Annotated in this window: 23 protein-coding genes; 4 read left to right on the top strand and 19 right to left on the bottom strand. The window is 41.9% G+C overall.

Annotated features, from left to right (window positions below):
• Positions 1–15: 15 nt before the first annotated feature.
• Both EL121_RS05005 and glyQ read right to left on the bottom strand, forming a co-directional pair.
• Complete coding sequence (locus EL121_RS05005) at positions 16–726, bottom strand: hypothetical protein (RefSeq protein ID WP_039198179.1); 711 nt, start codon at positions 724–726, stop codon at positions 16–18.
• A 42-nt stretch (positions 727–768) separates the two neighbouring features.
• A complete protein-coding gene (glyQ, locus tag EL121_RS05010; RefSeq protein ID WP_014992346.1) occupies positions 769–1677 on the bottom strand; it encodes a glycine--tRNA ligase subunit alpha in 909 nt (302 codons plus the stop codon).
• A 191-nt stretch (positions 1678–1868) separates the two neighbouring features.
• Here glyQ and EL121_RS05015 point away from each other — a divergent pair, with 191 nt between their 5' ends.
• Genes EL121_RS05015 through torD form a run of 3 tightly spaced genes read left to right on the top strand, consistent with a single transcriptional unit; the run spans position 1869 to position 5581 of the window.
• Entirely contained in the window at positions 1869–2489 is a 621-nt protein-coding gene (locus EL121_RS05015; RefSeq protein WP_039198182.1) for a hypothetical protein, read from the top strand.
• Positions 2490–2498: 9 nt separating this feature from the next.
• Positions 2499–4982, top strand: coding sequence for a trimethylamine-N-oxide reductase TorA (gene torA / locus EL121_RS05020; RefSeq protein WP_039198183.1), 2484 nt, complete (start codon positions 2499–2501; stop codon positions 4980–4982).
• Positions 4982–5581: a molecular chaperone TorD gene (torD, locus tag EL121_RS05025; RefSeq protein ID WP_039198185.1), complete on the top strand. Its 600-nt coding sequence runs from the start codon at positions 4982–4984 to the stop codon at positions 5579–5581. The genes torA and torD overlap by 1 nt, the downstream gene beginning before the upstream one ends.
• 42 nt (positions 5582–5623) lie before the next feature.
• Here torD and EL121_RS05030 read toward each other — a convergent pair whose 3' ends face one another.
• The 6 genes from EL121_RS05030 to EL121_RS05055 are packed head-to-tail and all read right to left on the bottom strand — an operon-like array spanning position 5624 to position 11025.
• Positions 5624–6475: an ATP-grasp domain-containing protein gene (locus tag EL121_RS05030; RefSeq protein ID WP_039198187.1), complete on the bottom strand. Its 852-nt coding sequence runs from the start codon at positions 6473–6475 to the stop codon at positions 5624–5626.
• Between the two features lie 55 nt (positions 6476–6530).
• Positions 6531–7637 carry an ABC transporter substrate-binding protein gene (locus EL121_RS05035; protein WP_039198189.1) on the bottom strand — a complete coding sequence of 369 codons (1107 nt, stop codon included), beginning with the start codon at positions 7635–7637 and terminating at the stop codon, positions 6531–6533.
• A gap of 8 nt (positions 7638–7645) precedes the next feature.
• Positions 7646–8077: a pseudoazurin gene (locus EL121_RS05040; RefSeq protein ID WP_039198192.1), complete on the bottom strand. Its 432-nt coding sequence runs from the start codon at positions 8075–8077 to the stop codon at positions 7646–7648.
• A 9-nt stretch (positions 8078–8086) separates the two neighbouring features.
• Entirely contained in the window at positions 8087–8854 is a 768-nt protein-coding gene (locus EL121_RS05045) for an ABC transporter ATP-binding protein (protein WP_039198194.1), read from the bottom strand.
• A gap of 15 nt (positions 8855–8869) precedes the next feature.
• Entirely contained in the window at positions 8870–9907 is a 1038-nt protein-coding gene (locus EL121_RS05050; RefSeq protein ID WP_039198196.1) for a FecCD family ABC transporter permease, read from the bottom strand.
• A gap of 2 nt (positions 9908–9909) precedes the next feature.
• Positions 9910–11025: an ABC transporter substrate-binding protein gene (locus EL121_RS05055; protein ID WP_039198197.1), complete on the bottom strand. Its 1116-nt coding sequence runs from the start codon at positions 11023–11025 to the stop codon at positions 9910–9912.
• 223 nt (positions 11026–11248) lie between these two features.
• Here EL121_RS05055 and EL121_RS05060 point away from each other — a divergent pair, with 223 nt between their 5' ends.
• Positions 11249–12442, top strand: a complete 1194-nt coding sequence (locus EL121_RS05060; protein ID WP_014992356.1) for a ribosomal protein uL16 3-hydroxylase — start codon at positions 11249–11251, stop codon at positions 12440–12442.
• 190 nt (positions 12443–12632) lie between these two features.
• Here EL121_RS05060 and rplS read toward each other — a convergent pair whose 3' ends face one another.
• From rplS to secY, 11 genes are all read right to left on the bottom strand, one after another.
• Positions 12633–12983: a 50S ribosomal protein L19 gene (rplS, locus tag EL121_RS05065; protein WP_039198199.1), complete on the bottom strand. Its 351-nt coding sequence runs from the start codon at positions 12981–12983 to the stop codon at positions 12633–12635.
• 25 nt (positions 12984–13008) lie between these two features.
• The gene (gene trmD, locus EL121_RS05070; protein WP_005599344.1) at positions 13009–13764 is read right to left on the bottom strand and encodes a tRNA (guanosine(37)-N1)-methyltransferase TrmD; all 756 of its coding nucleotides are present in this window, start codon (positions 13762–13764) and stop codon (positions 13009–13011) included.
• A gap of 56 nt (positions 13765–13820) precedes the next feature.
• A complete protein-coding gene (rimM, locus tag EL121_RS05075; protein WP_039195411.1) occupies positions 13821–14348 on the bottom strand; it encodes a ribosome maturation factor RimM in 528 nt (175 codons plus the stop codon).
• Between the two features lie 33 nt (positions 14349–14381).
• Positions 14382–14630, bottom strand: coding sequence for a 30S ribosomal protein S16 (gene rpsP, locus EL121_RS05080; RefSeq protein ID WP_005625134.1), 249 nt, complete (start codon positions 14628–14630; stop codon positions 14382–14384).
• A 238-nt stretch (positions 14631–14868) separates the two neighbouring features.
• Positions 14869–15252, bottom strand: coding sequence for a 50S ribosomal protein L17 (gene rplQ / locus EL121_RS05085; protein WP_014992360.1), 384 nt, complete (start codon positions 15250–15252; stop codon positions 14869–14871).
• A gap of 35 nt (positions 15253–15287) precedes the next feature.
• Complete coding sequence (locus EL121_RS05090) at positions 15288–16277, bottom strand: DNA-directed RNA polymerase subunit alpha (protein ID WP_014992361.1); 990 nt, start codon at positions 16275–16277, stop codon at positions 15288–15290.
• Positions 16278–16342: 65 nt separating this feature from the next.
• Entirely contained in the window at positions 16343–16969 is a 627-nt protein-coding gene (rpsD, locus tag EL121_RS05095) for a 30S ribosomal protein S4 (protein ID WP_005599325.1), read from the bottom strand.
• A 28-nt stretch (positions 16970–16997) separates the two neighbouring features.
• The gene (rpsK, locus tag EL121_RS05100; protein ID WP_005599323.1) at positions 16998–17387 is read right to left on the bottom strand and encodes a 30S ribosomal protein S11; all 390 of its coding nucleotides are present in this window, start codon (positions 17385–17387) and stop codon (positions 16998–17000) included.
• Between the two features lie 16 nt (positions 17388–17403).
• Positions 17404–17760 carry a 30S ribosomal protein S13 gene (rpsM, locus tag EL121_RS05105; RefSeq protein ID WP_005599322.1) on the bottom strand — a complete coding sequence of 119 codons (357 nt, stop codon included), beginning with the start codon at positions 17758–17760 and terminating at the stop codon, positions 17404–17406.
• Positions 17761–17896: 136 nt separating this feature from the next.
• Positions 17897–18010, bottom strand: coding sequence for a 50S ribosomal protein L36 (rpmJ, locus tag EL121_RS05110; protein WP_005599318.1), 114 nt, complete (start codon positions 18008–18010; stop codon positions 17897–17899).
• A 25-nt stretch (positions 18011–18035) separates the two neighbouring features.
• Complete coding sequence (gene secY / locus EL121_RS05115) at positions 18036–19358, bottom strand: preprotein translocase subunit SecY (protein WP_014992362.1); 1323 nt, start codon at positions 19356–19358, stop codon at positions 18036–18038.

Here is a 19358-nt window from a genome sequence, read left to right on the forward strand (position 1 = left end):
TTGCAAAATTTAACTTTACTTCACTTTACGGCAAGGATTCACCTTACTCATCAATTTATTTTGATTATTCAAAGTACCTTGACTAATATCAAATAAATTAAATGAATATTCATAGGTAGTTTTTCTTTGAGATGGTGATATTAAAGACGAACTTTCACCTAAAGTAACAAACAGCTGATATTCTCTTCCTTTTTCAGGTATAAATGAAGATGATAAACTAAATAGTTCCTCTGAATCCTTTGCAAATAATGCTAAATAGGCGAATAAACCTGTTCCTTTAGTTGTTTTTATAAAAAATGTGATTGGTTTATTAGCTTCAACTTCATATTCATAAGAAGAGTAACTTTTAACATTATTAGGCAAAATACGTTTTAATTCACTAGCGTGTTCTAATGAAATAGAATTCATACCAATAGTTTTTTCTGGATACTCTTTGATCAATAGTGACTCTGTTTTTCCCCACATCGCCCAATCATCGGTGATAGAACGAGAAAAAGTAGTATTTACTTTTTTTACTTTGTGTTCATCTAATGTAATGCAAGAATGATTAGGGATAGCAAATACGTTATGTATATTTGTTGTGATTTTAATTTTTGCTGTATCTTTAGTTGTAGTCACATCGTCTAGAACTTTATCTGTACTAAAGTTTTCCATTTTGGTACAACCAGATAATAGGCTAGCTCCAATAGCCAACCCAAATAAAGGTATAAACACTTTATTCACCATGACACTACCTCCCATCTTTTATGAAATCTCGTTCAAACACAATTACTTCTTACACCCTGGAAAACCCAACGCCTCACGGCTTGCATAATACGCTTCTGCCACACCTTTGGTTAAGGTGCGAATGCGTAAGATATAGCGTTGGCGTTCTGTTACCGAAATCGCTTTGCGAGCGTCTAACATATTGAAGCTGTGTGCCGCTTTTAAAATGCGTTCGTAAGCCGGTAATGGTAACGGTTTTTCGAGAGCTAATAATTCCGTAGCTTCTTTTTCGTATTGTTCGAACGCTTTGAATAAGAAATCCACATCTGCGTATTCAAAGTTGTAAGTTGATTGTTCTACTTCATTTTGGTGGAACACGTCGCCGTAAGTAGTTTTTCCAAGTGGACCGTCTGACCATACTAAGTCGTACACGCTGTCCACGCCTTGAATATACATTGCTAAACGTTCTAAACCGTAGGTAACTTCGCCGGTGACCGGTTTACACTCTAAACCGCCAACTTGTTGGAAGTAAGTGAATTGTGTAACTTCCATACCGTTGAGCCACACTTCCCAGCCTAAGCCCCACGCACCTAACGTTGGGTTTTCCCAGTTGTCTTCCACGAAACGAATATCGTGTTGAGTCGGGTCGAAACCTAACATTTTAAGTGAACCTAAATAGAGTTCTTGAATGTTATCCGGAGACGGTTTGATCACCACTTGGAATTGGTAGTAGTGTTGTAAACGGTTTGGGTTTTCGCCATAGCGACCGTCAGTCGGGCGGCGTGAAGGTTGAACGTAAGCGAATGCCATTGGCTCAGGGCCTAAGGCACGAAGTGCGGTCATCGGGTGAGAAGTACCTGCGCCCACTTCCATATCAAACGGCTGAACAATAGTGCAACCTACGTTTGCCCAGTAATCTTGTAGGGCTAAAATCATACCTTGGAATGTTTTTACATTAAATTTTGTTGTCATTTTGCTATTCCTAAAAAATTCGTTCAAAAATACTGGTTATTATAGCCTGTAAGCGGTCGAATTTTGGAAATTTTTTGCAAATTTCTTTCCGAATAATAATAGTTATTATTTTATGACTTATATCAACATGGCTTTAAGCCTATTTTTGTTAAAATAGCTGAATAATTAAACATTATCCTCCGAGGTTTTCTATGAAATCTGTTTGGCTGCTTGGCGTAAGTTTGCTGACATTCTGTTCTGCAAGTTTCGCCCAAAATTCAACCGCTTACACTCCCTCCGAATTAGCCCTTTTCGCTGACGAATCACTCAAGCAATCCATTGGGCAACTTGAAGCCGGTGTGCCGATTAAACTATTGCAATCCAAACAAAATGCCTCGCAAATTGAGTTGGAAATGTGGCGTAAAACCAAAGGTTTCGGTCGCATTTGGTATAACCAATTTTCTAAACAAATTACCGATGCGGTAATGGATAAAGACTTTATGCAAAATAACCCTACGTTTGAAGTGCTTGAGAAGAAAGAAGATCCGCTTACCGGTTTAGTGTGGCAGAAAGTCAAACTACAAGCGTGGGTAAAAAATTCTAAATTTACCGACAGCCTGACCGATTTTTGGGCAAATGCGGAACAAACCTTCAAGACCGAATGTAGCGTTTGCCACAAGCAACGTGATACCAAAATGCACGATGCGAATGAATGGGTTGCCGTATTTAACGGTATGGTTGGTTTTACCGATATGGACGATCCGACCCGTAAACAGGTGCTACGCTATTTGCAAATGCACGCCTCAGACAGCCAACCGAAAGCCGCTAAATAAGGAGTTTGTATGTCATCATCACTTTCAACTTCACGCCGTCAATTTTTAAAAAATATATCGCTGATGGCGGCTTCTATGGCGATGCCGAATTTCCTTGTGCCGAGAGCAAATGCCGAGGCTTCACAAGCGGTCGAAAACGGCTGGAAAATTACCGGTGCGCAATGGGGGGCGGTGCGAGCTAAAATTGAAAACGGTCGCATTGCCGAAATTAAGCCGTTCGAGCTGGATAAACACCCGACCGAAATGATTAACGGCATCAAAGACTTGGTGTACGGTGAAGCACGTATTCGTTATCCGATGGTGCGTTTGGATTGGCTCAAAAACCGCCACAACAGCAATAAAACACAACGTGGCGATAACCGTTTTGTGCGTGTCAGTTGGGACGAAGCGCTTGACCTTTTCTATGAAGAACTTGAGCGTATTCAGCAAAATTACGGCCCTTGGGCATTACATACCGCCAATGTCGGCTGGCGTTCTTCCGGTCAATTCCATAGTTGCGGTAACCATATGATCCGTGCAATTGCGATGCACGGCTCGAGTGTTGGCACTGTCGGTGATTACTCCACCGGTGCGGGGCAAACCATTTTGCCTTATGTGTTAGGCTCAACCGAAGTGTATTCACAAGGGACATCGTGGGAAGTCATTCTTAAAGAAACCGAGAATTTAATTTTCTGGGCAAGCGATCCGGTCAAAAACTTACAAGTCGGCTGGAACTGCGAAACGCACGAATCTTACGGCTACTTAGAACAGCTTAAACAGAAAGTGACGGAACAAAAAATCAATGTCATTAGCATTGATCCGGTGAAAAGCAAAACGCAAAACTTCCTTGGTTGTAAACAGCTTTATATCAATCCGCAAACGGACGTGCCGTTTATGTTGGCGATTGCTCACACCTTGTATCGTGAGAATTTATACGACAAAGCGTTTATTGATATGTATACGCTCGGTTTTGAGCAATTTGTGCCTTACTTACTCGGCGAAACCGAAGACAAAATTGAGAAAACCGCCGAATGGGCGGCATCGATTTGCGGTATTGAAGCGGAAGAAATCCGTAAATTTGCCCGCATGTTAGCCGGCAAACGTACCCAACTGATTTTCGGTTGGGCGATTCAACGCCAACAACACGGTGAACAGCCTTACTGGATGGGCGCGGTTTTAGCCGCTATGCTCGGACAAATTGGGCTTGCCGGCGGTGGTATCAGTTATGCACACCATTACAGCTCTATCGGTGTATCTAGTTCCGGTGCGGCAATGCCGGGATCCTTCCCGTCTAATTTAGACGAAGGACAAACCGCTAAATATACCAATAAAGATTACCAAGGTTATAGTGAGGTGATTCCTGTTGCTCGTACTACCGATTCTTTACTTCACTCAGGTGAAACCATTGATTACAACGGCAGAAAAATTACCTATGCACCGTATAAAATGGCAATTTTCTCCGGTTGTAACCAATGGAGCCGCCAATCCGATTTGAATAAGATGAAACGAGCCTTCCAAAAATTGGAAACCGTGGTATCGATTAACTATAGCTGGACGGCAACCTGTCGTTTCTCCGATATTGTTTTACCGGCTTGTACGCCGTTTGAACGTAACGATATTGATGCCTACGGTTCTTACAGCAACCGAGGTGTTTTAGCGATGCAAAAATTGGTTGAGCCGTTATATGAGTCTCGTCCTGATTTTGAAATTTTCAAAGACTTATGTCGCCGATTCGGCAAAGAAAAAGAATATTGCCGAGGCATGGACGAAATGGCGTGGTTAGAACGTTTATACAAAGATTGTCGCAATGAAAACCGTGGCAAATTTGCTATGCCGTCTTTCGCTGAATTTTGGCAAAAAGGTTACGTGCTGTTCCCAGAGGGTAAACCTTGGGTTCGTCACGCCGATTTCCGTGAAGATCCGGAATTACACGCACTCGGCACACCTTCCGGCTTTATCGAAATATTTAGCCGTAAAATAGCGAGTTTCGGTTATGCCGACTGTAAAGGCCACCCGATGTGGTTTGAAAAAGCGGAACGTTCGCACGGTGGGCCGAAATCGGATAAATATCCGTTCTGGCTACAATCCGTGCATCCGGATAAACGCTTACATTCACAACTGTGTGAAGCCAAATCGTTACGTGAAACCTACAGTGTGCAAGGACGAGAACCGTTTTATATGAACCCGCAAGACGCAGAAAAGTTAGGCATTAAAGACGGCGATTTAGTGCGTGTCTATAACGAACGTGGGCAAGTGCTGGTCGGCGCGGTATTATCCGATAACTTCCCAAGCGGTGTAGTGCGTTTACAAGAAGGAGCTTGGTTCTCACCGCTTGATGAAAGTGTGGGTGCAATTGATACTTACGGCTGCCCGAATACGCTAACACTCGATATCGGCGCTTCAAGTTTATCGCAAGCAACGTCTGTCAGTACTTGTTTAGTGAATGTGGAAAAATGGCAAGGCGATGCACCGGCAGCGAACGGTTTCAGCGGCCCGACAGAGGTAACTCGTTAATGGCACACTCGCAATTACTCAGTTCGGAAGAACGACTATTCTGTTACCGTTGGTTTCATTCGTTACTCGCCAAAGAACTATCGGAACTGCAGTTACAGGCATTACAAGCGGGTCAATTTGCCTCATTTTTTGCATTTTTTGCCGAGCTTGGCTTTCAGCCACAGGTTGCCGACTTGCAAAATGAATTGGCAAAATTGACCGCTTACGATTCACCTCGCTTAGAACTGGCGGCGGATTTTGCGCAATGCTTTTTATTGGAGGGCAAATTAAGTGCGCTCCCGTACGCCTCTTACTATTTGGATGAACGGGATCTCAGTGAGAATCTTGCGGTAATGGATCAATGGCTAACGAAATTTCAGCTTAAAATCAATCGGTTACATAATGAACCGAGCGATCACCTCTGTATTTATTTAGAAGTGTTGATCAAACTGATTGAAACGGAACAGCCTAGCCAAATTCAGCAACAATTTATCCGACAACAATTACTCAGCTGGCTACCGCAATGGGCGGAGAAAACCGCCCAAATTCACAGTAGTACCGTGTTTTATCAAATAATTAGCAATTTTTTGTACGGTTTTCTACAACAAGATATTGCTTAACCACAAAGCTTAATGGACACTGATTTGGTGTCCGTTAAGCGGTCAAATTTCTGTTATTTTTTGCATAAGTACCTGTGCAAATCGTGCCGATGCTTGCGGATCCGTATGCAGGTACAATGCCGGTTCGATCAATTCCAATTCATTCAGCAAAAATCGATCACCAATAATCGTACCATCCACCCGTGCATAGCTTGGTATTTCAGGCAATCTCATCAAAACATCTCGTGCTTGTCGAATAATATTTTGTGGAGGAACTACTGGTAAGATTGCTACACCGTAAGCTGAATTTGCCCGCCATTCGCCTTTGGGCGGTTGGCGTCTTACCGCATGACTAAACTCACCGGCAAAGAAAATCAAACTGGTTTCGCCATACTCCGCCACTTCCGCAATATAGGGTTGTAACACGATTTGTTGCCCCGAATAGAGGCTAAAATCCGGTATCGGTTGATCCGCTTGCCATTTGATGACCGCATTACCGCTCTGCCCGATCGCCGGTTTGATCACCACAACTTGTCCGTTTTGGTGATACGACTGACAAGCGGTCTGAATTTGAGTGGGATCCGCCAATAACAGTTGGCTCGGAATCACATCTACGCCCATTTGCTGTAAATCCAGTAAATAGCTTTTGTGCATATTCCAATCCATTAACCAAACGGAATTTGCAAATTTTTGCCCGAATTCGACCGCTTGTTGCAGCCATTCGCGGAAGCGTTCCGGCTGTTGGGCATAATCCCACGCGCAAAGCGGTAAGATAACATCGGCTTGCGGCTGATTTTGCCAACAATCCACTTTCACTTGCAGTCCGTTAGCCTGTAGTAAGCGAACCAGTGGTTGTAAATTCTCGGGAAGATTGGGGTAAGTTTGGCAGGTAGTAATGGCTATCGAATGTGACATAAGCGGCTCAAAAAAGGCAAGTGAGCCAAAGCCCGCTTGCCACTAAATTGATGGGTTATTTTAACTTAATAAAAAATGTGCCTTGCGGTACAACTGGCAAATATTGGCGGTGGAAATCCAAATAGGTTTTCTCCGGATCAATATCTTTAAACTGTTCCGGATAAAGCGTTTTCGCCATAAATTGCGCACTGGCTAAGTCGGTAATAGAACGAGACGCTGTGTGATAAATACCGTACACATTGCCTTTTTTCACCGCCGGTACGTTCGACCAGCCGGCACGCTGAGTAAAACCGGCGAGTCGTTTTTGCGCATCCGCTTCACTGATATTAATCCCCATCGCCATAATTTCGGCATTTTTATCGGTGCCCATTTCCGTACCGGAAATAATCACCACCTCCGGATTAGACGCTAAGAATTGTTCCGGATTAATCGGCCCCCAGTTTTCAATAAACGGTGCGGCAATATTGTCGCCACCAACCGTATTCGCAATCGCTCCCCACATATTTTTACCGAAAGTGAAGCTATATTCCGCCGGACCTTTGTTGCCGAATTCAACGTAAATTTTCGGTGGTTTTTGACCGCTTGCCGCTACACGTTGTTGGATCGCTTTAATTCCTTGTTCATATTCGTTGGCGATCTGATTTGCACGTGTTTCCGTGCCAGCGAGTTGTCCGAAAAGTTGGATACTTTTCGTGTGTTTCTCTACGGTTTGCGCATTAAAATCCACCACAACAATCGGAATCCCGGCTTGTTCGATACGAGGAATATCAGCGGCAATCGTTTGATATTGCCAATCAGCTAACACCAATACGTCCGGTTTTAACGCTAAGGTTTTTTCTAGCGAGAATGTACCAGTATTGATATTACCGATATCTGCCATTTCCGTTAAATTCGGTAATGCTTTATTAAATAAAGTCCAGCTACCGGGGTTAAATTTTTCCCAAAACTCACGCGAAATACCGACAACATTTTTAAAATTCTCCGAACCGGTTGCGGCAATATAATCCGGATAATAAAAACCAAGCACAATACGTTTCGCCGGTACATCAACTTTCACTTGGCGATCCAATACGTCTTGTAACACTTTTACTTCCGCTTGCGCCGAAACTCCGGCAAATAGTAACGTGCTGGCAATAAGATGTTTAAAATACTGCTTTTTCATTGTAATCCTTATTTCACTTGCTCGAGATATTCAAATAAACGGCCTTTATGCTCTGTGGTACGCTTTTCAATTTTCTCAACTTCTTTGGTCGCATTTTCTAAATTGGTCGGTTTGCCTACTTGGATAATACCGCTCATATTCATCATACGATGTGGAGGGCAAACATATACGTAAACCCCTTCATGGGTAAGCGTTAAACTAAATTGTTCATCTTCTTTCGAGAGGAATTTCTCTGCGCCTTCCGGCACTGCTTTACTTTGCACCCAATGACCTTTATTAGTCGGCACGAAAGTTACCGTATCGCCAACTTCCGCTTTTAAAAAGCCCGGTTCAAACACCATACCACCGTCTTTACCGTTATCTAACATTTTAACTTCGTGATCTGCAGCCAACACAGCGCCTGAAAAAGCGAGTAAGGTTGCTAATAATACTTTTTTCATTTTTTACTCCTAATGCGAATGACGTAACGGACGAATCACCGGTTGTCCGGTACTGTCATATAAAATTTCAATCTCAACGTTATACAACTGACGAATAAGATCAGCCTGTAACACTTGTTTTGCGTCACCGAAAGCTTGTAATTTACCGTTACCCAATAAAATCACCTGATCAGAAAATTGTGCGGCAAGGCTCAGGTCATGCAATACCATGATCGTAATCAGATTATTTTGTTGCGTATATTGGCAAACGTGTTCCAATAAATTGATTTGGTGGTGCATATCCAACGCACTGACCGGTTCATCCAACAATAAGATTTCCGGCTGACGCAATAATACTTGGGCAAACATCACCATTTGTCGCTGTCCGCCACTTAGCTGCATGACATCTTGATGAGCGAGATGTGCAATGCCGAGTTTCTGCATAATGGTGGCGACTTCGGTCAACAACTCGTCACTCACATGCATATTTAGTGCATCCATTCTGCCGAGTAAAATCACTTCTAATGCGGTCAACGATGCGTCAACTTGTGTATCTTGCGGCATATAGCCGATACGTTTACGCCATGCCGAAATAGCTCGTTTATTCAGTGTCTGATCCGCATAATGAATTTGCCCTTTACAGCCGATTTCACCAAAAATCGTTTTTAATAGTGAGGATTTGCCCGCCCCATTTGGGCCCAATACTGTATAGACTTTGCCCTTTTCGAGCGATAAATCTAATTGGTCGGCAATAACAAGCGAGCCTCGCTTAATATGTACATTTGCAAGTTTTAACATAAATTCTACCGCTTGTTATTTCTTAGTAAGCACAATCCAAAAGAAGAAAGGCACGCCAACAAATGAGGTAATAATGCCCACCGGAAACAATGCGCCGGGTACAATCACTTTGGATAATACCGATGCAACCGATAAAAACGCCGCGCCGATCAGCATTGCACCTGGCAGGAAAAAGCGTTGATCTTCGCCCAATAACATCCGCGCCACGTGCGGTGCGACCAAACCGATAAAGCCGATAATGCCGACAAAGCTAATCGCAGTGGCAGTCATAATCGCTACCAAGACTAACGTTTTTAAACGCAAGCGTTGCAAGTTGATCCCTAGACTCAGCGCACGTGCCTCACCTAAACGTAAAGCGGTCAATTTCCATAAATCTTTTGCCAGTAAGCTAACGCACACAATGGTAACCACAGTTGCAATCGAGAGGTTTTCCCAAGTCGCTTTGGTTAAACTACCGAACAACCAGAACAGAATTTGTTGCGAAATTTCCGGTGCGGCAATAAATTGAATCAACGATAGCAGTGATTGGAATAAAAACAATAACGCAATACCGACTAATACCAACATCGCCGAACTAAAACGGCGCATTGAAGCAAACACAAACAAAATACCGGATGCCAACATGGTCATCACAAAAGCACCTAATGGTACGGCAAATGCCGAAGGCAAGCCGAAACCGCCAAACGCAATTACTGTTGAAGCGCCTAAACCTGCCGCTGCAGCTAAACCTAAGGTATAAGGGCTTGCCATCGGGTTATTCAGCAAGGTTTGAATCTCCGCTCCGCCAACGCCTAATGCCGCCCCAACGACCAACGCCATTAATGCCATGGGTAAACGTAAGTCATAAACGATGACATTCGTGGTAGTTTCCACATCTTCAAAACGTAATAACGCTTTTACCACTTCATCCAATGGCAACATAGAAGGACCGGTTACAATATCAAATACCAAACCGATTAAACTGATTGCAAGGAAAGTAAGAACGATAAACCAACGCTTGCGTTCCAGCTTGCGTTGGTTTTGAACGATGTTTTCAATCGTTGTCTGACTCATGACTATTTACTCTCTGGATAGAGGTAGAAAGTCCCTTGCGGCACGATAGGTAAGTTTTTACGGTAAAACTCTTGATAAGTTTTAGTCGGGTCTAAATCTTTGAATAACTCCGGATAAATCGCTTTTGCCACAAATTGAATTGAAGCACTATCGGAAAGCGTACGAGAATTGGCATGATATACACCGTATAAGCGCTGATTTTTAATTGCCGGTAATTCAGACCAGCCCGGACGTTTAGCAAAACCAGCTAAGCGTTTTTGCACTTCTTGTTTATCAATATTAAAGCCCGCCACCATTGCTTCCGGATTTTTCTTCAATTCAGTTTCGCGTCCAGAAATAATCACTACATCCGGTTTAGCCGCTATCACTAATTCAGGGTTAATCGGGCTATAAAATTCCACCGCATTTTTTGCAATATTTTCCGCACCGACCAAATCAATCATTGCACCCCACATACTTTTACCGAACGTAAAACTATGCTCCGCCGGCCCTTTATTACCGAATTCAACATAGACTTTCGGTTTCGGTAAATTTGCCCTCGCAACACGATCTTGAATATCTTTCACAATCGCTTTGTATTCATCGTTTAACTGTTTTGCTTTAGCTTCTTGTCCGGTTAATTGACCGATAATCTCGGTGGATTTAACGTGTTTATCGACCGTTTGCGCTAAATAGTCCACCACCACGACCGGAATCCCCGCTGTTTCTAACGGTTCTAAATCGGAATCTAACGCTTTAAATTGCCAATCCGCCATAAGCACGAAATCCGGTTTAAGCGCTAAAATTTTCTCGATCGAGAAAGTCCCGACTTCTACTTCACCAATATCTTCCAACTGATTTAATTTCGGTACCGCTTTGCTAAATTCCGCCCAACTTGCCGGCGCCCAATCAGACCAAACCGCTTTAGAAAAGCCAACCACATTATCTAATGCTTTTTCACCACCGACAGCCATATAATCTTGGTAATTAAACGCCAGTACTACTCGTTTAGCCGGCAACTCGACCGTCACTTTTCGCTCAAGTATATCGGTAATTTCAGTTGGCTTCGCATTAGCCAATCCGGATAATGCAGATAATGTTGCCAATGCAACTGCTGTTAATTTTATTGCTCGTAACATAAACACACACCTTTTTAAAAATAAACTCAACTATTCTTTTATATTTATTTTAATATATTTCTAACAAATGAAAATCATTATTAATTGCTTTTAATCAAATTTTGTGGAATTTATCACAAAAGTAAAATATTTTCCTCACTAATAAGCTGACATAACGCAAGAAATTCAAACATTTATCAGGTAGAATAGTTTTAATCAAAGAAAAAAGACATGAGGAGCATCTATGAACATTCCATTCTGCTTACCTGAAAATATTAGCCCGGAAACTTTCTTACGTGATTATTGGCAAAAACGACCGCTGTTAATCCGTAACGGCTTACCGCAAATTGTCGGATTATTCGAGCCGGAAGATATTATGGAGTTAGCGTTAGAAGAGGAAATCACTGCTCGCTTAATCAAATGTGAAAATGAGCAATGGTCGGTCAAAACCAGTCCGTTTACGGAAAGTGATTTACAAGATTTGCCGGCGCAATTCTCAGTTATGGTACAAAACTTAGAGCAATGGTCACCGGAACTCGGTGCATTGTGGCAAGCGTTTAGCTTCTTACCGCAATGGCAACGTGACGACATTATGGTCTCTTGCTCACCTAAAGGTGGTACGGTCGGTAAACATTATGATGAATACGATGTTTTTCTCGTGCAAGGTTACGGTCAGCGCCGTTGGCAACTCGGTAAATGGTGCGATCCTTCCACCGAATTTAAACCAAACCAACCTATCCGTATTTTCGATGATATGGGCGAATTGGTGTTAGATGAAGTGATGAATCCGGGCGATGTGCTTTATGTGCCTTCTCGTATGGCTCACTATGGTGTATCGGAAACCGAAGGGCTAACATTCTCATTCGGTTTACGCTACCCGAATGCGGCGGATTTACTCGAAAACTTCTGCAAAACATTGGAACACCATTCGGAAGTGATTGCCGGCTCGGAATTTAATATCCCGTTCCGCCTTGCACCGCATGAACAACCGAATGCGTTACTTGATCCGAAAATGGTAAAAGTGTTGAAGCATCAATTAATCGACTTATTACAAAACTCTGATCAATTTGATGAAATCTTTACTCACAGCGTTGCTACTGCGGTAAGTTCTCGTCGTTACGATCTACTACAAACGGATAACGAATACTATCCGGATGAAGTACAAGGTATTTTGGAAGAAGGCGGTTGGATTCAACAAGATGCGAATGTCAAAATGCTCTATACCGAAAATCCGCAACGTATTTATGTAAACGGTGAATGGATTGACGAACTAAATGAAGCGGAACAAAACTTGTTAATTCGTATTGCCAACGGTGATGCAATCTCTTGGAACAAGCTAGCGTCAAAAGTGAAAAACCAAGAAGAGCTTGAATTATTGTTAGATACTATTTGTGATTGGCTCGATAGCGGTTGGGTGATTTTAGAAGAATCGGAATAAACCGTTCATTTTATTTTTAGTGTTCAGCAAAGGCGGGTAAATACCTGCCTTTATTTTTACAAGCGGTCTGATTTCCACAAACTTTTGCAAAAGATTAGCTAAAATTGACCGCTTGTTGCATTACGTACATAAAAGAAAAGGCTTGGGTTTCCCCCAAGCCTTTTTATCTTTCGCATTAAGCGTGTGCGAATTATTCGCCAAGACGCTCTTTGATACGTGCAGATTTACCTGAACGCTCACGTAAGTAGTAAAGTTTAGCTTTACGTACCGCACCTTTACGTTTAACAAAGATGCTGTCAATTACTGGTGAGTGAGTTTGGAATACACGTTCAACGCCTACGCCGTTTGATACTTTACGTAGAGTGAATGCAGAGTGCAAGCCACGGTTACGAATTGCAATAACCACGCCTTCGAACGCTTGCAAACGTCTTTTACTACCTTCTACTACCCATACCTTAACTTCTAATGTGTCACCTGGACGGAAGCTAGGTACGTTTTGTTTTAACTGTTCTTGTTCGATTTGTTTGATGATGTTACTCATTTTAAAAACCTTCTAAATCCTAGAATTAACTGATTTTGTGTTGTTTCTTAATTTTAGCCAACAACACGCGTTGTTCGTCAGTCAGAGCTAGGCTATCCAATAGCTCAGGGCGTCTTAACCACGTACGTTCAAGCGATTGTTCTAATCGCCATTTACGAATATTTTCGTGGTGACCCGACATCAGCACTTCGGGAACAGGAATACCGTCTAACATTTCCGGACGAGTGTAATGCGGACAATCCAATAAACCTGTCGCAAATGAATCTTCATCTGCAGAGGCCTGTTTGCCTAACACTCCGGGCACAAATCTCGCAACAGCGTCAATTAACGTCATTGCCGGCAATTCGCCCCCTGTAAGCACATAATCACCGATTGACCATTCTTCATCAACTTCAGTTTGAATCAATCGTTCATCAACCCCTTCATATCGTCCACAAATTAAAATTAGTTTCTGATTTGAAGCCAGTGTTTTCACACCTTGTTGATCCAGCTTACGCCCTTGTGGTGAGAGATAAATAACTTTTGCCTCTACACCGTCTTCTGCTTTTGCTGCTTGCTTCGCTGCATGAATCGCATCACGCAAAGGTTGCACCATCATTAACATTCCAGGTCCACCGCCATAAGGGCGATCATCAACCGTTTTATGTTTATCAAACGTGAAATCACGAGGATTCCAACATTGAATTTGCAGAAGATCTTGTTTTACCGCACGTCCTGTCACCCCAAAATCGGTAATTGCTTTAAACATTTCAGGGAACAGTGAAATGATACCAATCCACATAATTTATCCTCAAATGTCCTTACTACTTAAAGCCAAAGCGCACCGCATACCTGAGGTTAGAAACCAGCGTCCCAATCCACCGTAATTGTTTTAGTGGCGAGATCTACTCTTTTAACTACTTGTTCATATAAGAACGGAATTAATCGTTCTTGCTTACCAAAAGCATCTTTACTGTTAGCGCGTACAACCAAAACATCATTTGAGCCTGTTTCCATTAATTCAGTCACAACGCCCATGGTATAGCCTTCGAGATTTACCACTTGGCAGCCGATTAAATCGTGCCAATAATAATCCCCTTCTTCCAATTCAGGAAACACAGATAAATCCACACCGATTTCGGCATTCGTTAGTAACTGCGCGCTTTCACGATCGTCGGTACCTTTTAATTTCACAATCAAATCATTGCTGTGGTAACGCCAACTTTCTAATTCGATTGGTTGCCATTGTCCCTTAATTTTTAAGAACCAAGGCTGATAATCGAAAATGCTTTCAGTTTCTTCAGTTGATGAATAGAGGCGTAACCAGCCACGAATCCCATAGGTTGACCCCAGTTTTCCGACAACTTCAATTTTTTGTTCGCTCATGCTACTCACCTACTTTGCAAAATTTTTAATAAATTAAGCCGCTTTACGAGCTTCTTTCACTAAAGATGCAACACGGTCTGAAAGCTCAGCACCTTTAGCAACCCAAGCATCAACTTTAGCCACGTCTAAACGTAAACGTTCAGCTTGGCCTGCAGCTAATGGATTGAAGAAACCGATACGCTCGATGAAACGACCGTCACGTGGTGAACGGCTGTCTGCTACCACGATTTGATAGAATGGGCGTTTTTTAGCTCCGCCACGAGTTAAACGAATGGTTACCATAACCTTCCTCTAAAAATGTTGATAGTAAAAAAGAAAACCCTCGTTCGAGGTGAGGGTACTGATATGCTTTAACCATCTAAAAAAGATAGAAAAAGCGGATAGATTATACCGATTTTCCACTAAATTACAAGAAAAGATCTTTGTTACGATAAAGCAAATCGGTAAGAAAAAGCTTAAAAGTATTAGAAAAAACAAAGCCCGAGATAACTCGGGCTTTTCAAATTAAGCTATTTAGCTATTATTCCGCAGCTGCTTCAGCAACTTCTGGACGGTCAACTAACTCAATGTAAGCCATTGGTGCGTTGTCGCCTGCACGGAAACCACATTTTAAGATACGAGTATAACCACCCGCACGTTGTGCAAAACGTGGACCTAATTCATTGAATAATTTAGCAACTGTTTCTACGTTGCGAGTACGAGCAAAAGCTAAGCGGCGATTTGCAACGCTATCTTCTTTTGCTAAAGTAATTAATGGTTCAACTACACGACGTAACTCTTTAGCTTTAGGTAAAGTTGTTTTAATGATCTCGTGACCGATTAAAGAACTTGCCATATTACGGAACATCGCTTGGCGATGGCTGCTGTTACGGTTTAATTGACGTCCACTCTTACGATGGCGCATAACCTATTCCTTCTTAGAAAATCTAATACCTAAAATTAGTCTTCAGCAATACTTGCTGGAGGCCAATTCTCAAGGCGCATACCCAGTGATAAGCCACGAGAAGCAAGCACATCCTTAATCTCAGTAAGTGATTTCTTACCAAGGTTAGGTGTTTTTAATAACTCAACTTCTGTACGTTGTACTAAATCACCGATATAGTGAATTGTCTCTGCTTTCAAACAGTTAGCAGAACGAACCGTCAACTCTAAGTCATCTACTGGACGAAGTAAAATCGGATCGAACTCCGGTTTTTCTTCTTTAACTTCAGGCTGACGAACATCACGTAAATCAACGAATGCATCTAGCTGTTCTGCTAAAATCGTTGCAGCACGACGAATGGCTTCTTCTGGATCGATTGTGCCATTAGTTTCCATCTCAATGATAAGTTTATCTAAGTCTGTACGTTGTTCTACACGAGCAGCTTCAACATTATAAGCAATGCGATCTACTGGGCTAAAACGAGCGTCAACTAATAAACGACCGATTGGACGATCTTCATCTTGAGAATGTACACGAGCTGATGCTGGCACATAACCACGACCGCGTTGAACACGGATACGCATATTGATTGATGCGTTTTTATCTGTCAAATGACAAATAACGTGATTTGGATTTACAATTTCTACGTCACCATCGTGCGTAATGTCGGCTGCAGTCACAGGGCCAATTCCAGACTTATTAAGTGTCAGGATGATATCATCTTTATTTGACACTTTTACCGCTAGACCTTTAAGGTTTAACAATACTTCAAGAATATCTTCTTGTACGCCTTCTTTGCTGCTGTATTCATGTAATACACCATCAATTTCGACTTCTGTTACTGCACAGCCTGGCATAGACGAAAGTAAAATGCGACGAAGTGCGTTACCTAATGTATGGCCAAAACCACGTTCTAACGGCTCTAAGGTCACTTTTGCGTGAGTTGAACTGATTTGTTCAATGTTCACTAAGTGCGGCTTTAAAAATTCTGTCACAGAACCCTGCATTTTATCCTCTCTTTGTTTTTAAGCTTTATTTACTAATCTAATAATGTAATTTTAAAAATTAACTATTATTTAGAGTAAAGCTCAACGATCAGATGTTCGTTAATATCTGCTGATAAGTCAGAGCGTTCAGGAGTACGTTTAAATACACCTTCCATCTTAGTTGCATCAACTTCTAACCAAGTTGGTTTTTCACGTTGAGTTGCTAATTCTAATGATGCTTTGATACGTGCTTGTTTTTTAGATTTCTCACGAACAGCAACTACATCATCAACAGAAACTTGATAAGAAGGAATATTCACTACACGACCGTTTACTACGATAGATTTGTGGCTTACAAGCTGACGCGCTTCAGCACGAGTTGCAGCAAAACCCATACGGTAAACTACGTTGTCTAAACGACCTTCTAATAATACTAATAAGTTCTCACCGGTATTACCTTTTAAGCGGTTTGCTTCTGTATAGTAATTACGGAATTGACGTTCTAAGATACCATAGATACGGCGAACTTTTTGTTTTTCACGTAACTGACTACCGTAGTCAGATAAACGTGGCTTGCGTGCACCGTGTTGACCTGGTGCTACATCAAGACGATTTCTACATTTTGATTCAATCGCACGAACGCCTGATTTAAGGAATAAATCAGTACCTTCACGACGGCTTAGCTTGAGCTTAGGACCCAAATATCTTGCCATTTTCTTTCTCCAATTATTCTAACGTCAATTAAACGCGACGTTTTTTCGGTGGACGACAACCGTTATGAGGAATCGGAGTCACATCAGTAATGTTCGTGATACGGAAACCTGCAGCATTTAATGCACGGATTGTTGATTCACGACCTGGACCCGGACCCTTAACCATAACTTCCAAGTTCTTTAAGCCGAATTCTTTAACAGCTTCAGCACAACGTTCTGCAGCAACTTGTGCAGCAAACGGAGTTGATTTACGAGAACCACGGAAACCTGAACCACCTGCAGTTGCCCATGCTAGAGCGTTACCTTGACGGTCAGTAATAGTCACGATTGTGTTATTGAAAGATGCGTGGATATGAGCTACGCCATCTGCAATCTGTTTTTTAACGCGCTTACGTGCGCGAACTGGTGTTTTAGCCATTATTTATCTACTCCGATTATTTTTTGATCGGTTTGCGTGGACCCTTACGAGTACGCGCATTAGTCTTAGTACGTTGACCACGTACTGGTAAACTACGACGATGACGTAAACCACGGTAGCAACCTAAGTCTAAAAGACGTTTGATGCTTAATGTTACTTCACGACGTAAATCACCTTCGACAGTAAATTTACCAACTTCTTCACGCAGTTTTTCAATCTGCTCTTCAGACAATTCTCTGATCTTTACATCTTCAGCAATACCCGTTGCTGCACAGATAGCTTTAGCACGAGTTTTACCGATACCGTAAATTGCAGTTAATGCGATTACAGTGTGTTTTTGATCAGGAATGTTAATGCCTGCAATACGGGCCACTATGCACTCCTATTATTTAAGTTTATTGATATGCTGATCTTGAAAAGCCCGTTTCAGGATACTCAAACAGCATATCAGGACGAATGAGCTGAGCAGTATACCTGCTCAGCGGGTTCTTTGCAAGAAAGAATACTAATTAACCTTGACGTTGTTTGTGTTTAGGATCGCTACAAATTACGCGAACAACACCTTCACGTTTAACAACTTTACAGTTACGGCATAATTTCTTAACTGAAGCACGAACTTTCATTGCTTATCCTTTTTGATCTAAGGGACTACTGCCCTAAGCCTTTCAAATTGGCTTTCTTCAACACAGAGTCATATTGTAATGACATTAAATGACTTTGAACCTGTGCGATGAAATCCATAATAACTACCACTACGATTAACAGTGAAGTACCGCCTAATTGGAATGGTACTTTCCATAAAGATGTAATGATATAAGGAACCAAACAAACAAAAGTAATATACAACGCACCGATTAAGGTTAAGCGTGTCATCACTTTATCAATATAACGTGATGTTTGTTCGCCTGGTCGATAACCTGGTACAAACGCACCTGATTTCTTCAAATTATCCGCTGTATCACGAGGATTATATTGCATTCCCGTATAGAAGAATGCAAAGAAGATTACTGCCATTGTGAATAACACAATATATAACGGTTGTCCTGGCTGTAATAATTGTGATAAGTCAAATAACCATTCAAGTCCTTCGCTTTGACCAAACCACTGCGTAATACTCGCAGGGAATAAGATGATACTTGACGCGAAGATTGCAGGAATTACACCTGCCATATTAACTTTTAATGGTAAATGAGAAGATCTAGCTGGCGCCATCATTCTACCTTGCTGGCGACTTGCATAATTTACCACAATTCTTCTTTGTCCGCGTTCAACAAAGACAACAAAATATGTTACCGCAAATGCGATTACAGCTACTAATAAAAGAACAAGTGGAGAAATTTCGCCTTGACGAGCTTGCTCAATTGTTTGCCCAATTGTCGCCGGTAAATCCGCAACAATACCTGCAAAGATAATCAAAGAGATACCGTTACCGATACCACGCTCAGTGATTTGCTCACCTAACCACATTAGGAACATTGTTCCCGTAACTAGGCTGATTACAGAAGTTACATAGAATAAGATACTTGGATTAGGAACTAATCCTTGCAACATATTCGGTAGGGCAATTGAAATACCAATAGACTGAATAAATGCTAATAACAAAGTAGCATAGCGAGTATATTTACTAATTTTTCGACGTCCCGCTTCACCTTCTTTTTTTAGCTCAGCTAAAGGAGGATGAATCGCTGTCAATAATTGAACAATAATTGACGCCGAAATATAAGGCATAATACCTAACGCAAATATAGACGCTCGGCTTAAAGCACCACCAGAGAACATATTAAACATATCAATGATGGTGCCTTGCTGTTGTCGAACTAATTCGGATAATACAGAAGCATCAATGCCAGGAACAGGTATAAAAGAACCGATACGGAAAACGATTAACGCACCTAAAACAAATAATAATCTTGATTTAAGCTCGCCAGTCCCTTTTTGTGTACTACCTTGGTACCCTGGTTGCTTTGCCAT

This window comes from Actinobacillus equuli (assembly GCF_900636745.1).
GTDB classification, from domain to species: Bacteria; Pseudomonadota; Gammaproteobacteria; order Enterobacterales; family Pasteurellaceae; genus Actinobacillus; species Actinobacillus equuli.

What these genes read in the sequence shown, in the direction of transcription:
- EL121_RS05005 (WP_039198179.1), bottom strand. Translation starts at nt 726, where the DNA reads ATGGTGAATAAAGTGTTTATACCTTTATTTGGGTTGGCTATTGGAGCT.
- glyQ (WP_014992346.1), bottom strand. Translation starts at nt 1,677, where the DNA reads ATGACAACAAAATTTAATGTAAAAACATTCCAAGGTATGATTTTAGCC.
- EL121_RS05015 (WP_039198182.1), top strand. Translation starts at nt 1,869, where the DNA reads ATGAAATCTGTTTGGCTGCTTGGCGTAAGTTTGCTGACATTCTGTTCT.
- torA (WP_039198183.1), top strand. Translation starts at nt 2,499, where the DNA reads ATGTCATCATCACTTTCAACTTCACGCCGTCAATTTTTAAAAAATATA.
- torD (WP_039198185.1), top strand. Translation starts at nt 4,982, where the DNA reads ATGGCACACTCGCAATTACTCAGTTCGGAAGAACGACTATTCTGTTAC.
- EL121_RS05030 (WP_039198187.1), bottom strand. Translation starts at nt 6,475, where the DNA reads ATGTCACATTCGATAGCCATTACTACCTGCCAAACTTACCCCAATCTT.
- EL121_RS05035 (WP_039198189.1), bottom strand. Translation starts at nt 7,637, where the DNA reads ATGAAAAAGCAGTATTTTAAACATCTTATTGCCAGCACGTTACTATTT.
- EL121_RS05040 (WP_039198192.1), bottom strand. Translation starts at nt 8,077, where the DNA reads ATGAAAAAAGTATTATTAGCAACCTTACTCGCTTTTTCAGGCGCTGTG.
- EL121_RS05045 (WP_039198194.1), bottom strand. Translation starts at nt 8,854, where the DNA reads ATGTTAAAACTTGCAAATGTACATATTAAGCGAGGCTCGCTTGTTATT.
- EL121_RS05050 (WP_039198196.1), bottom strand. Translation starts at nt 9,907, where the DNA reads ATGAGTCAGACAACGATTGAAAACATCGTTCAAAACCAACGCAAGCTG.
- EL121_RS05055 (WP_039198197.1), bottom strand. Translation starts at nt 11,025, where the DNA reads ATGTTACGAGCAATAAAATTAACAGCAGTTGCATTGGCAACATTATCT.
- EL121_RS05060 (WP_014992356.1), top strand. Translation starts at nt 11,249, where the DNA reads ATGAACATTCCATTCTGCTTACCTGAAAATATTAGCCCGGAAACTTTC.
- rplS (WP_039198199.1), bottom strand. Translation starts at nt 12,983, where the DNA reads ATGAGTAACATCATCAAACAAATCGAACAAGAACAGTTAAAACAAAAC.
- trmD (WP_005599344.1), bottom strand. Translation starts at nt 13,764, where the DNA reads ATGTGGATTGGTATCATTTCACTGTTCCCTGAAATGTTTAAAGCAATT.
- rimM (WP_039195411.1), bottom strand. Translation starts at nt 14,348, where the DNA reads ATGAGCGAACAAAAAATTGAAGTTGTCGGAAAACTGGGGTCAACCTAT.
- rpsP (WP_005625134.1), bottom strand. Translation starts at nt 14,630, where the DNA reads ATGGTAACCATTCGTTTAACTCGTGGCGGAGCTAAAAAACGCCCATTC.
- rplQ (WP_014992360.1), bottom strand. Translation starts at nt 15,252, where the DNA reads ATGCGCCATCGTAAGAGTGGACGTCAATTAAACCGTAACAGCAGCCAT.
- EL121_RS05090 (WP_014992361.1), bottom strand. Translation starts at nt 16,277, where the DNA reads ATGCAGGGTTCTGTGACAGAATTTTTAAAGCCGCACTTAGTGAACATT.
- rpsD (WP_005599325.1), bottom strand. Translation starts at nt 16,969, where the DNA reads ATGGCAAGATATTTGGGTCCTAAGCTCAAGCTAAGCCGTCGTGAAGGT.
- rpsK (WP_005599323.1), bottom strand. Translation starts at nt 17,387, where the DNA reads ATGGCTAAAACACCAGTTCGCGCACGTAAGCGCGTTAAAAAACAGATT.
- rpmJ (WP_005599318.1), bottom strand. Translation starts at nt 18,010, where the DNA reads ATGAAAGTTCGTGCTTCAGTTAAGAAATTATGCCGTAACTGTAAAGTT.
- secY (WP_014992362.1), bottom strand. Translation starts at nt 19,358, where the DNA reads ATGGCAAAGCAACCAGGGTACCAAGGTAGTACACAAAAAGGGACTGGC.